Origin of the sequence: Kitasatospora sp. NPDC058048, assembly GCF_042885555.1 — a bacterium.
GTDB classification, from domain to species: domain Bacteria; phylum Actinomycetota; class Actinomycetes; order Streptomycetales; family Streptomycetaceae; genus Kitasatospora; species Kitasatospora lactacystinica.
In genome coordinates this window covers 1-12,737 of sequence record NZ_JBHVRT010000010.1, presented here as the reverse complement: position 1 = coordinate 12,737, position 12,737 = coordinate 1, and the positions used below count along the sequence as shown (strand labels likewise).

9 protein-coding genes, 1 tRNA gene and 1 riboswitch are annotated in these 12,737 nt (G+C 74.3%); of the genes, 6 read left to right on the top strand and 4 right to left on the bottom strand.

Going from position 1 to position 12,737, the window contains the following annotated elements; all coding sequences use genetic code 11:
- Positions 1 to 5 precede the first annotated feature (5 nt).
- Positions 6 to 93 (bottom strand) — tRNA-Ser (locus ACFVVA_RS13140).
- Between the two features lie 63 nt (positions 94 to 156).
- Positions 157 to 2,037, bottom strand: coding sequence for a S1C family serine protease (locus tag ACFVVA_RS13135; RefSeq protein WP_387688791.1), 1,881 nt, complete (start codon positions 2,035 to 2,037; stop codon positions 157 to 159).
- A 256-nt stretch (positions 2,038 to 2,293) separates the two neighbouring features.
- A riboswitch (TPP riboswitch) is annotated at positions 2,294 to 2,438 on the top strand.
- On the opposite strand from ACFVVA_RS13135, the gene ACFVVA_RS13130 reads away from it, so the two are divergent.
- The 4 genes from ACFVVA_RS13130 to ACFVVA_RS13115 all read left to right on the top strand — a co-directional run bounded on the left by ACFVVA_RS13130 (position 2,431) and on the right by ACFVVA_RS13115 (position 6,820).
- Positions 2,431 to 3,849 (top strand): purine-cytosine permease family protein, encoded by a 1,419-nt coding sequence (locus ACFVVA_RS13130; protein WP_387688789.1) that lies wholly within the window; start codon positions 2,431 to 2,433, stop codon positions 3,847 to 3,849. Its footprint overlaps the riboswitch before it by 8 nt.
- 142 nt (positions 3,850 to 3,991) lie before the next feature.
- Positions 3,992 to 4,816 carry a glycerophosphodiester phosphodiesterase gene (locus tag ACFVVA_RS13125; RefSeq protein ID WP_387688787.1) on the top strand — a complete coding sequence of 275 codons (825 nt, stop codon included), beginning with the start codon at positions 3,992 to 3,994 and terminating at the stop codon, positions 4,814 to 4,816.
- Positions 4,817 to 5,191: 375 nt separating this feature from the next.
- Positions 5,192 to 5,767, top strand: coding sequence for an ATP-binding protein (locus tag ACFVVA_RS13120; protein ID WP_387688785.1), 576 nt, complete (start codon positions 5,192 to 5,194; stop codon positions 5,765 to 5,767).
- A 69-nt stretch (positions 5,768 to 5,836) separates the two neighbouring features.
- Positions 5,837 to 6,820 (top strand): DUF5926 family protein, encoded by a 984-nt coding sequence (locus ACFVVA_RS13115; protein WP_387688783.1) that lies wholly within the window; start codon positions 5,837 to 5,839, stop codon positions 6,818 to 6,820.
- A 275-nt stretch (positions 6,821 to 7,095) separates the two neighbouring features.
- On the opposite strand, the gene ACFVVA_RS13110 is transcribed toward ACFVVA_RS13115, so the two are convergent.
- Entirely contained in the window at positions 7,096 to 7,740 is a 645-nt protein-coding gene (locus tag ACFVVA_RS13110; protein ID WP_387688781.1) for a bifunctional DNA primase/polymerase, read from the bottom strand.
- A 605-nt stretch (positions 7,741 to 8,345) separates the two neighbouring features.
- Here ACFVVA_RS13110 and ACFVVA_RS13105 point away from each other — a divergent pair.
- Complete coding sequence (locus ACFVVA_RS13105; protein WP_387688779.1) at positions 8,346 to 9,797, top strand: PP2C family protein-serine/threonine phosphatase; 1,452 nt, start codon at positions 8,346 to 8,348, stop codon at positions 9,795 to 9,797.
- 126 nt (positions 9,798 to 9,923) lie between these two features.
- A complete protein-coding gene (locus ACFVVA_RS13100) occupies positions 9,924 to 11,423 on the top strand; it encodes an aminopeptidase P family protein (RefSeq protein WP_387688777.1) in 1,500 nt (499 codons plus the stop codon).
- A gap of 94 nt (positions 11,424 to 11,517) precedes the next feature.
- Here the strand turns inward: ACFVVA_RS13100 and ACFVVA_RS13095 are convergent.
- Positions 11,518 to 12,737: hypothetical protein (locus tag ACFVVA_RS13095; RefSeq protein ID WP_387688775.1), on the bottom strand; the 1,220-nt coding region annotated here is incomplete at its 5' end.

Below are 12,737 nucleotides of genomic sequence, written 5' to 3'. Positions count from 1 at the left end.
ACCGGCGGAGAGCGTGGGATTCGAACCCACGGTACGGGGTCACCGCACGACAGTTTTCAAGACTGTTCCCTTAGGCCGCTCGGGCAGCTCTCCAGGCGGAGGTCAGCCTAACGGGTCCGGCGGGGTTCGGCGCACACGTTTCGGTGCGGGCGGGGGTCACGGCTGGTCGCCCTCGCGCTGACCGAGGGTGACCTTGGTGTTGAGGGTCTGGCCGTTGCGGGTGTACTCGACGTCGACGGTCTCGCCGGGCTTGTGCGTCCAGATCCGGCTGACCAGGGCCGGGCCGTTGTCGATCGGCACGCCGCCGAGCTTGGTGATGACGTCGCCCGGCTTGAGGCCGGCCTTGTCGGCCGCACCGCCGGGGGTGACGGCCGGCTGGCCCTGGATGTCCTTGGTCTGGATCTGCGCGCCGTCGCCCTTGTAGTCGTCGTTGCGCAGCACGTCGAGCTTGGCGTAGACCGGCTTGCCGGTCTTGATCAGGGTGTCCGCGACCCACTTGGCCTGGTTGATCGGGATGGCGAAGCCCAGGCCGATGCTGCCGGCCCGGCCGTTGGCGGAGGCGTTGGACTGGATCGCCGAGTTGATGCCGACCACCGCGCCGCCGGAGTCGAGCAGCGGGCCGCCGGAGTTGCCGGGGTTGATCGAGGCGTCGGTCTGCAGGGCGTTCATGTACGAGGCCTGCGAGCCGGTGTCGTCGCCGGAGGCCACCGGGCGGTCCTTGGCGCTGATGATGCCGCTGGTGACGGTGGACTCCAGGCCGTACGGCGCACCGATCGCGACGGTGGCGTCACCGACGTTGACCTTGTCGGAGTCGGCCAGCGGCAGCGGGGTCAGCTTGCTCTTCGGCGGGTTGTCGATCTTGACCACGGCGACGTCGTAGCCCTCGGCGTGGCCCAGCACGGAGGCGCTGTAGGAGCTGCCGTCGGCGAACTTGACGGTCAGTTTGCCGCCGTTGAGGGTCGGCGCGACCACGTGGTTGTTGGTGAGGATGTGGCCCTCGGTGTCGAAGACGAAGCCGGTGCCGGTGCCCGACTCGCCGTTGCCCTGCGCCTTGATGGTGACGACGCTGGGCAGCGCCTTCTGCGCGATGGCGGCGATCGAGCCGGGGGCGGGCTCGTTCTTCTGGGTGTCGCTGGCCTGCACGGTGGTGCTGCGGTGGTCGTTCGCGGAGCTGTCGCGGTCGGCGTTGTCGGTGGCGGTCACGCCGAGCACGCCGCCGGCCACACCGGCGACCAGCGCGACGGCCGCGATCAGGGCGACCAGGCCGCCGCGCTTCTTGCGCGGGCCGCCGGGGCCGGCCGGACCGCCGGGGTAGTCCGCCGGGTAGCCGAGCGGGCCCGCCGGGCCGCCGGGGTAGCCCGCGCCGCCGGAGGTGGAGTCGTGGGTGGGGCCCCAGCCGCCGAGCGGCTGACCGGCCCCGAAGGGGTGGTGGCCGTGCGCGGCGGGGGCGGCGGGCGCGACCGGAGCGGCGCCGTAGCCCTCGTGCGCGGCGGGGGCGGCGGGCACGGCCGGAGCGGCGCCGTAGCCCTCGTGCGGGCCGGCCGCCGGGACGCCGTGGGTCGGGGTGGCGTACGGGTTGTCGGCCGTCGGCGGCAGCGCCGGGGCGGACGCGGCGGCCGGGGCGGGCGCGGCGGCCGGGGCCACCGGAGCCTGCGGGGCGGGCGGCAGGACCGGCGGCGGCGCGTCGATGTAGCCGGTGGCCGGGTCGACGGCCGGCTGCTCGGCGGCGGGCGCCGCGGGGGCCGCGGGGGCCTCCGGTGCGGGCACCTTGGTGAAGGCGACGGTGGGCTTGTGCCCGCCCTCGGCCGGGACACCCTCGGCCGGGACACCCTCGGCCGCGACGGCGTCGACGGGCGGCGCCGCCTCGACGGGGGCGGCCTCGACGGCGCCCGACTCCGGTTCGGGCACCCGCCGGAAGGCCATGGTCGGCTGGTGCCCACCCTGAGCGGGGCCTTCGGAAGCGGACTCGGCCGCCCCCGGCCCGGCGGGCTGCTCCCCCTGCGGCCCGGTGGGCCCAACCTCGCGCTCGGTGCTCACGGACGACCTCCATAGCTGGCAGAACCAAGGACCATAGTTTTTCGCACTGTCGATTCGATTGCCGTAAGGACCCCTCTGAAGAACTCATAAGAATCCTTAGCCGACGCAGACGCCGGCACCCGACACCGGCACCGACACCGGCACCGACGCCGGTACCGACGGCCGAGGCTCCCCTCCCCCGCCGGGCGTCCCGCGATGCGGACCGCGCACCCTCGGCCTTGGGCGATCGCCCCCGTGCCGGTTAGCCTGTCGCTCCAAACTGACACGCGGGAGCTTGGACCCACCAGGCTGAGAGTGCGCATGTCGACCGTACGCCACACGAGTGACGGACGGTCGAGGGGGCGCTGACCGCCGGAACCTGTCCGGGTAATGCCGGCGTAGGGAGTATCGGCCATGCCGCCTGCTTCGCCATCCTCTTCTTCGGGCGCGAACGTTCCCGCCCCCGGCGCGGACGCCTCCGCCGCGGGCGCGACCGCCCTCCTGGAGCGCCCCGAGCACGTCGAAGCGCCCCTGGTGCTGGACACCGAGCCGCCGCGCACGCTGCGCTTCCGGGACCACTTCGCGCTCTGGATGAACCTGGGCGTCAGCCTGATCGGCTTCTCCACCGCCGCCACCGTGCTCGGCGCCCCCGGCAGCGAGCTGTCGCTCGCCGCCGCGGTGACCGCGATCACGGTCGGTACGGCGGTCGGCACCGCGATGCTCGGCGTGGCCTCGCTGATCGGCGCCCGCACCGGCGCCCCCGCGATGGCGAACCTGCGCGGGCTGTTCGGCACCCGGCTGTCGTACCTGCCGACGGTGCTGAACATCGTGCAGTGCATCGGCTGGGGCGTGTTCGAGCTGCTGACCATCTCGGCGGGCGCGCAGACCGTCGCGCACACCACCGGCTACCGCTGGCTGTTCGTCCTGCTCGCGGGCGCGCTGACCACGGCGCTGACGATCTGGCCGCTGGGCTCGATCGCGGTGCTGCGCCGCTTCGTGGCCGGGGCGGTCGCGGTGGCGATGGTGTACTTCACCGTCCAGCTGGGCCGCCAGGGCGTGCCGGACCCGGGGGCGGGCAACTGGCACGGCTTCCTGGGCGCCACCGACGCGATGATCGCGGTGTCGGTCTCCTTCGTCCCGCTGGCCGCCGACTACACCCGGCACTCGCGCACCCCGCGCTCGGCGTTCTGGGGCAGCTTCTCCGGCTACACGATCGCCCAGGTCTGGTGCTACGTGCTCGGCCTGATGGCGCTGCTGCAGTCGGACGGCGATCCGAACCGGATCTTCGACTCCTTCCTCGGGGTCTGGGCCGGCTGGCTGTTCCTGCTGGTGCTGGTGCTGCGCGAGACGGACCAGTCCTTCGCCAACGTGTACTCGACGGCGATGTCGGTGCAGAACCTGCTGCCGAAGGTGGACCGCCGGGTGCTCTCCGGCACGATCGGCGTGCTGATCACCGTGCTGGCGCTGCGGATCGACGAGTTCACCGACACCTACTACGGCTTCCTCGGTCTGATCGGCTCGGTGTTCGTGCCGCTGCTGGCGGTGCTCGTGGTGGACTACTTCCTCGGCGCCGGGCGGCGCGGCTGGGACCTCTCCGCCGACGCGCCGTCCCGCTGGCCGATGCTGCTGCCGTGGGCCCTGGGCTTCGCGGTCTACCAGTTCATCGCGCCGACCAAGGTGGCCGGCTGGTGGACGGACTTCTGGACCTCGGCCCAGGAGTCGCTGCACTTCACCCCGCAGGAGTGGACCTCCGCCTCGCTGTTCGCCTTCCTGGTGCCCGCCCTGGTCACCTGGGCGCTCACCCCGCTCTCCCGCCGCGCCGACCGGCACTGAGCGCCCCCGCCCCGCACCGGGCGAAGCGGGGGCCGCCCGGCCCCGCGGGCCCGGCCGGGACGGCCCCGCCGGCAGGAAGACGGCCCCACAGGTTGGGGCCGTCTTTGTCCGCGCTTCACCTGTGCCGCCTATCGTTGGGCCTGTGACCAGCCCAGACCTGTCCTCGCCGGCGGCGCGCACCGTGCCGTCCGTCCAGGTGATCGCCCACCGCGGTTCCTCCCACGCCCTGCCCGAGCACACCCTCGCGGCCTACCGGCGCGCGCTCGACGAGGGCGCCGACGCGCTGGAGTGCGATGTCCGGGTCACCGCCGACGGCGCGCTGGTCTGCGTGCACGACCGCCGGATCGGCCGGGTCTCCAACGGCCGGGGCACCGTCTCGGCGATGACCCTCGCCGAGCTGGAGGCCTACGACTTCGGCGCCTGGAAGACCGGCCGCCCCAGCGTCGACCCGGAGCTGCGCGGCGTGCTGCGGCTGGAGCGGCTGCTGGAGCTGGTGGTGGAGTGCGGCCGCCCGGTGGACCTGGCGATCGAGACCAAGCACCCGGTGCGTTTCCGCGGCCGGGTGGAGGCCGAGCTGCTGCGGACGCTGGAGCGGTTCGGGATCGGCGCGACCCGGGGCGGCGACCGCCCGTCCGCCCGGATCATGAGCTTCTCCTCGATCGCGCTGAACCGGGTGGCCGCCGCCGCGCCGCAGTACCGGCGGGTGTTCCTGTTCGAGCGGACCCTGCCGCTGCTCGGCCGGCTGCGCGAGGGTTCGCCGCTGCCGGGCGGGGCGCGGATCGCCGGCCCGGGCATCGAGCTGGTGCGGGCCCGCCCGCAGCTGGTGACCAGGCTGCGCGAGCTGGGGCACGAGGTGCACGTGTGGACGGTGGACGAGCCGGCCGACGTCGAGCTCTGCCTGGAGCTCGGGGTGTCCGCGATCATCACCAACCGGCCCGCGGAGGTGCTGGCGCAGCTCGGCCGGTGATCCGCCGGCGCGTCCGGGGCCGCACCCGCCCGAACCGGTCGCCCCGAACCGGTCGCCCCGAACCGGTCGCCCCGAACCGGTCGGCCCGAACCGGTCGCTCCGTCCGGTCACTTGCGTCCGGTCGGCCCGGTCGGATCCTCCCGATCCGATCACTCCGGTCCGATCACTCTGGTCGGCAGTCAAACCTTCCTTGCGCGAAATTGCCGGAATTCTTGCACCCGGGCGACAGAGGGTGAGCACGGAATGACCTGATGTCGACTGTCGGTCGCCGCACTCGAAATGGGCTCGCGGGATCGTCCGGTGCTCGTTTCCGACGCATTACCAAGGGGCATCTCTCCCTCGGCATACGCTGAAGGAGGTCCGGGGGTGGCGTTGATGGTGGCGCGTGAAGTGCCGACTTCATCGACCATGGCAGTGCCGCACGGCCCAGCGAGTGTCGGGGTCGCACGGCGCCGACTGCGTCGAGATCTGGGTGACCGGCAGATACCGGAACCGGTCATCGATGATGCTGTTCTGATCCTTTCCGAGCTGTTGAGCAACGCCTGTCGATACGCCCGTCCGCTCGGCCCGCTGCCGGCCCTGGGCCGCAGCGGCCGGGCCGAGGTGCTCGGGCAGATGCTGGTCGGCGTCCCGTCCGGGACGCGCGCCGCACCGGGCGGCCGGGAGTCCGCCGAGGGCTCGGACGAGCCGGACGGCGGCGTGCTGGTCCGCTGGCAGATGCACGCCGACGGGGTGCTCACCCTGGAGGTCACGGACGGCGGGGCGGCCACCCGGCCGCTGCCCGCGAGTCCCTCGCTGACCTCGCGCGGCGGCCGCGGCCTGAGCATCGTCGACCAGCTGGCCAGCGACTGGGGCGTGCGCGACGCCCCCGGCGAGGTCACGGTCTGGGCGGCGCTGCCCGCCCGGGCCCGGCACGCCCGGCGCACCGGGGGCGATGCCCGTAGCGCGTGAGCCGGGCGCGGGGAATGTGTCGTTAGGCTTCCCGGAACACAGGACCACCGTTTCCGGGAGAGCCGCAGCATGGGCAAGAAGGCCGCCAAGAAGGCGCCGCAGCGCCAGTCCACCACCGCCGTCACGGGCGAGATCCCCGTGGTCGGGGCCCGCGAGGACTGCCCCTGCGGCTCCGGCCGCCGGTACAAGGCGTGTCACGGCCGGGAGGCCTCGCACGCGGTGCAGGAGCTGGTGCACCGCCCGTTCGAGGGCCTGTCGGGCGAGGCCGACTGGGTGGCGCTGCGCGAGCTGGTGCCCGCCGCCACGGTGCCGCTGACGCTGGCCGCCGGGGTGGCGGACGGCGCCACCGGTGACGTCCCGTCGGTGACCCTGGCCACCGTGCTGCCGCTGGCCTGGCCGGCCCTGCGCCGCCAGGACGGCTCGATCCTGCTCGGCCTGCAGACCCAGTCCGCCTCCGGCGACCTCAGCCGCGACCTCGCGGACGCCCTGGAGCTGGCCCTGGCCACCGAGCCGGGCAGCCCGGTGCCGGCCCGCCGGACCGTCCCGGGCGGGCGCCGCCTGCAGGACCTGCTGGACGCCGGGGCCGCGTTCACGCCCACCGTGCACACCGGCTTCGAGTTCTGGCTGGAGGACGCCGAGGCCGCCACCGGCGAGGTCGCCGCCTCCCTGGAGCGCGCCAACGCCTCGGCCATCCCGACCGAGAAGCTCGCCGGCGTGGACTCCGCCTACTGGTGCGGTACTCCGGACAAGAACCACCTGCGCTGGGTGATGACCGTGCCGGAGGAGCAGCTGCTGGACGCGCTGGCCCGGCTGAACGCGGCCGGCGAGGCCTCGCTCGGCGCGGACACCCGCCTGGTGGGCTCGTTCCGCGCGCACGGCCTGACCGTCCCGGTGTGGGACCTCCCGCTCGCGATGACCGCCGACGACTGCGAGAAGCCGGCCGCCGAGTTCGCCGAGCGGCTCGCCGCCGTGCTCGCCGACGGGACCCCGCTGACCGCCGAGGAGCGGCGCGCCCGCGCGAACCTGGTGAACCGTCAGGTCACCCTGAACTAAAGCGCGCAGGATCCGCGTGATACGCGTCACATTGTCGCGGTGAACGCGCAATTTCCGGGCGTGGAGGGCGTCTTGGAAATTGGCGCGGGCGCAGATCCTTGTTACTGTCTAAAGAGTCCGGCCGCTGGTGCATCCCCCGTCGCCAGCGGCCGGATCTTTTGTTTTTCCGGAACGCCCCGGTGAAGGCCCCGACGGAGGCCCCGGCGCGAGCCCTCGCACAGGCCCCGGACCCGCCCCGCGGACGACCCCGGCGCCCCGCCCGGCGCCCGCGGTCCTCAGTAGGCCGAGCGTCCGCTGTCCAACCGGACCGCCGCCTCCACCAACTCCCCCAGCAGCGGCCCGACCTGCGGCAGCCAGACCCCGCCGCCGGCGCCCGGCCGCGGTGCCAGCACCCAGCGCACCCTCCCCCGGCCCCCGGCCGCGCCGCCGGGCGGCAGCGCCAGGAAGCCACCCGGCCCGTGATAGCGCAACGAGCCAGGCACCCAAGGGAGTTGGGCGAGCATCTCACCGAGCACGTCCAGCGAGTACGGGGCCACCAACAGCGCGTAGCGGCCCGGCATCGCCAGCACCGGTCCGAGCGGCAGCCGCAGCGCGCCCAGGTAGACCAGCGCCCGGGCGCCGGCCGCCGCGGGCAGGCTGACCGCCGAGACCGTGGAGCCGGTGGCGGCCAGCACCGGCGCGTCCGGGCTCTGCCGCTCCCACCACCAGCGCACCATCCGGGCGTCCGTGGTGGCGGCCAGCAGCGAGGGGTCATGGGGGTGCGCGCCGGGGACGGTGCAGTCCAGGTCGCCGCAGGAGCACCGGCCGTCGCGCAGCACGGCGCCCGGCACCACGGGCCAGCGGTGGTCGACGGCGGCCGCCAGGGCCGCGGCGAGCCGGGCGGAACGCTCCTCCGACCGGTCCTTCGGATTCTCACGCATGGCGCTCGTTCCTTTCCCTGACCGCTCGGTTCGCTCCGCCCCGCCGGCGTCCGTCGGGATCCTCCGTGCGGGCCCGCCGCGGCACGGTTCCCGGGCGGCGCGGCGCGGGGCGGGCGGCGCGGCTTCGACGTGGAGCGGGTGTGGAGCACGACATGAAAGGGCCGCGCACCGGCACAGCCCTTGGAACGAGAATCCCGTACGCGACGGATGGACGCCGCCCGGGCACGCTTGGTTCCACCGTACGAGTGAGAGAGTTCCGGCCAGCCCGGCTCACGGGCGGCACGGACATACGATCCGGACGGCCGCCCGGGCCGTCCTCCCGGTTCTGCCCGTTCGCGGCCCGCTCCATGCCTCCCGGCCCGACCGGCGCGCGTACCAACCCCGCGCGCCCCCCGACCGGGTCGCGATGGATGTGGAACAGGCCACCGCGTCGTCCTGGATCTGGACATGCCCCGAATGGCCTGTGTAGAAGTGGTGGCATTGCTGTCGATCAATGACGAGTAGTAGCGAATCGAGGCGAAACGCGCCCTAAGGCCGTGCTCGCTCCACATTGGCCGTATCTGGGGGTTTCGCATGGCACGTAGCACCGCGTCAGGAGTGACGGCATGAACGAGTCCCACCCGTCGACGGCCCTCCCGTCGACGACGACCGCCGAGCCGGGCGAACCCGGCTGCGCAGGCGGGCTCACCGTCCTCGACCTGCCGGACCTGCCCGGCCCCGTCGACGCCCTGGACGGCACCACGGACGCCCGCACGGCGCCGTCCGCCGCCGTGCAGGACCGTTTGGCCGGACGCCTGTCCGAAATCACCAGCCTGCACGAGCACACCGAGCGGCTCGCCCGCACCCGCGGCCTGGCCGCCACCCTGGACACCGTCCTCGCCTCCGGCGCCGCCCTGCTCGGCGCCCGGCGCGGCGTGCTGGTCACCAGGCGGCCCGGCGGCGGTCCCGGACAGCCGGTCGGCTTCGGCCTCGACCGCGCCAGCCTCGGCGCCCTGGAGACCGTCCCGACCGAGCAGAGCCTGCTGGCCCGGCTGCTGCGCGAACGGGACCGGCCCGCCCGGCTGCACTCCCGCGACCTCGCCGAGGACCCGGCCATCGGCGCCCGGCTGCGCGAACTCGCCGTCCACCTCGGCCTCGGCGGCGCCTACGGCCTGCCGCTCGCCACCGCCGAGGACGGCCCGCTCGCCGCCGCCCTCTGGTTCTACGACGAGCCCGCCGAACCGACCGAATGCCAGCGCGAACTGGCCCGCCACTACTGCGAGATCGCCGCCCCGCTGCTCGCCAAGCAGTTGGAGGCGGACCGGATCGCGCGCACCACCGAGGCGCTGCGCCGCGGCCTGCTGCCGGACCGCCTCCCCCAGGCCGCCGGGCTGCGGCTGGCCGCCCGGCTCGTCCCCGCCGGGCTGGAGCGCTCCGCCGGCAGCGACTGGTACGACGCGATCCCGCTGCCGGACGGCACCATCGGCCTCACCGTCGGTTCCGTCTCCGGCGACGGCCCCGGCGCGGGCCCCGGCTCCGCCCCCGGCGCGGCCGCCGCGATGGGCCGGGTCCGGGCCGCGCTGCGGGCGTACGCGGTGCTGGAGGGCGAGGACCCGGTCTCCGTCCTGGGGGACCTGGAACTGCTGCTCAAGACCACCGAGCCGAGCCGCTCCGCCACCGCCGTCTACGCCTGGGTCGAGCCCGAGGAGCGCCGGGTCACCCTGGCCGGCGCCGGGCACTGCCCGCCGGTCCTGGTCGGCCGGCACGGCGCCGAGTTCGTCGAGACCTCGCTCTCCGCCCCGCTCGGCATGCTGGCCTGCTGGGAGGCCCCCGGGGTCGAGTTCACCGCCGAGCGCGGAGACACCCTGCTGCTCTACACCGAGGGCCTGGCCCGCCGCTTCGGCCCGACCCTGCACGCCGGGCAGGCCAACCTGCGCCGCGCCGCCGCCGACGCCCCGCGCGACGTGCGGATCGACCCGGACCGGCTCTGCGCCCACCTGCTGGCCGTCTGCCCGGCCCCGCCGGCCGCGGGCACCGCCACCGACGACCTGATGCTGCTGGCGGCCCGCTTCGAGTGAAGGTTCGGACCCGAAAGGGGCGGGCGGCCCGGCGTCCGTACCATGGACGCACGGCCGCCCGCGCGTGTCGCGATCCGACACCTCCCCCGAGGGGCGGCGGTACCACCCCCCAAGGAGGCGTTGCACGTGACCGAGGACCGTACCCCCGCGGTGGCCGAGAACCCCGAGGCCGAGGGCGGCGAGGAGCCCGAGCAGCACAAGGGCCGCAAGAACGGTCTCTACGGCGAGATCTCCGACGAGCTGGCCGCCTCGATGAAGTCCGGCTGGGCCGACACCGAGCTGCACGGCCTCTCCCCGGTCGCCCAGGCCCCGTACGCGGCCGAGCGCCGCGCCGCGCTCTCCGCCGCCTTCCCCGGCGAGCGCCTGGTCGTCCCGGCCGGCAACCTGCGGGTCCGCTCCAACGACACCGACTACGCGTTCCGCGCCTCCAGCGAGTACGTCCACCTCACCGGTGACCAGACCGAGGACGCGGTGCTGGTCGGCGAGCCGACCGGCGACGCGGGCCACGCGTTCGTGCTCTACCTGCTGCCCCGCTCGAACCGCGAGAACGGCGAGTTCTGGCTGGACGGCAACGGCGAGCTGTGGGTCGGCCGCCGGCACAGCCTGAGCGAGCAGGAGCAGCTGCTCGGCCTGCCCGCCCGCGACGTGCGCCAGGCCGCCGAGGAGCTGGCCGCGAAGGCCGCGGACCCCGCCGTGCCGACCCGGATCGTCCGCGGCTACGACGCCGGCCTGGAGGCCGCGCTCGCCGACGCCCTGGACGAGGACAAGGACGCCGGCTTCAAGGAGTTCCTGAGCGGCCTGCGGCTGGTCAAGGACGCGTGGGAGATCGGCGAGCTGCGCGCCGCCTGCGACGCCACCGTCAAGGGCTTCACCGACGTGGTCCGCGAGCTGGGCCAGGCCGTCGCCACCTCGGAGCGCTGGATCGAGGGCACCTTCTGGCGCCGCGCCCGGGTCGAGGGCAACGACGTCGGCTACGGCACCATCGCCGCGGCCGGCCCGCACGCCACCACCCTGCACTGGGTGCGCAACGACGGCGACGTGCGCCCCGGCGAGCTGCTGCTGCTGGACGCGGGCGTGGAGACCAGCACCCTCTACACCGCCGACGTCACCCGCAGCCTGCCGATCAACGGCCGCTTCACCGGGCTCCAGCGCCGGATCTACGACGCCGTGTACGACGCCCAGGAGGCCGGCATCGCCGCGGTGCGGCCCGGCGCCCGGTTCCGCGACTTCCACGAGGCCTCGCAGCGCGTCCTGGCCGAGCGGCTGCTCGCCTGGGGCCTGCTGGACGCCTCGGTGTACGACGTCGAGAAGGTCCTGGAGCTCGGCCTCCAGCGCCGCTGGACCCTGCACGGCACCGGCCACATGCTCGGCCTGGACGTCCACGACTGCGCCCACTCGCGCCGCGAGGAGCACGTCGACGCGCTGCTGGTCCCCGGCATGGTGCTGACCGTCGAGCCCGGCCTGTACTTCCAGCAGGACGACCTGACCGTGCCGGAGGAGTACCGCGGCATCGGCGTCCGGATCGAGGACGACATCCTGGTCACCGCCGACGGCAACGAGAACCTCTCGGCCGGCCTGCCCCGCAGCGCCGAGGACGTCGAGGCCTGGATGGCCTCGCTCGCCTGAGCCGCCGCACGACGGCCGTGACGAGGTCACGGTGAAGGGCCCGGCCTCCCGAGCAGTGGGAGGCCGGGCCCTTCGGCTTCGGTGCGGGCGGCTGTTACCGGCGGCCCTGGGGGTCGAAAGCGTGCCGGCGGGCGGCCTGGTGGCCGTTCGCCTCGGCACCCACCTGGACGTCCACGTCGAACTGCGGGGCCTGCTTCATGGTGATCCGGAAGGAGTACTCGACCGAGTCGCCCCAGCGGTTGGCCTCCAGCCCGGTCGGGGTGACCGCGGTCAGACCGTTGCAGTCCTCGCGCACCTCGACCGGCTTCCAGGCGCCGCCGGCCATCACCTCCAGCGTGACGTCGTCCGGGGTCAGCCAGTTGGCGCTCGACAGGCCCACCACGGGGTGCAGGTTCGCGGTGCCGTCGGGCGCGGCGACCACGAAGCCGAACTCGGCGGGGGTCGTACCGACCTTGAGGCTCGACGCCGACACACCGGTCACCTCCGGGGCGTGGCGGTCGACGACCACGGCGTTCAGCTCGGCCTTCGCCATGTCGCGGTAGTCCGCGGAGTTCGGCACGGGGGCGTCCGCCTCGATCGTGATCCGGCCCGGACGGTTGGCCGAGGACAGCTGCATCCGGTACTCGATGGTCCGGCTCTCACCGGCGGCGAGCGTGAAGGCCCCGTCCTTCCGGTTGATCACGTAGTCCATCCCGGTGCCCGCGCTGAGGTTGTCCAGCTTCTTCCAGCCCGAGGCGTCCTTGCGCTCCAGGGTGCCCTCCGCCATCGCGATCATCGAGCAGGGCGCGCCCTCGTACAGCTGGGTCGACACCACCGGGGCCACGTTGCGGGTGCCGGTGGCGTCGTTGTTCTTCCAGGTCACGGAGAAGGACACCAGGTCGTTCAGCTCGATCTGCTGGTTCTCCTTCAGGCCGCCGAAGGTGATGCCGACACCGCTTCCGCCGGGCTGGGCGCCCTTCGGGGCGGCGGGCTTGGCCGGCTTGGCGGGCGCCGGCTTGGCGGCGACCGGCTTGGCCGGGGCCTTCGCGGCCGGCTTGGTCCCGGCGGCGGGGGCCTGTGCCGCGGGGGCGTCGGCGGCGGGTGCGGCGGCGGGCGGAGCCGCCTCGGTGGTCGGCGCGGCCGGGGCGGGGGTGGTCGGGACGGCGCCCGCGCCGGGGGTGGCCGAGGAGGTGACGGCCGGGGTGGAGGCGGGAGCGGAGGCGGCGACGGACGCTCCGCTGTTCGTCGGGCCGCAGGCGGCGACACCGACGGCGGCGACGACGGCCAGCGGGACAATCTTCGCAATACGGGCGATAACGGACGCGTTCATGTGAC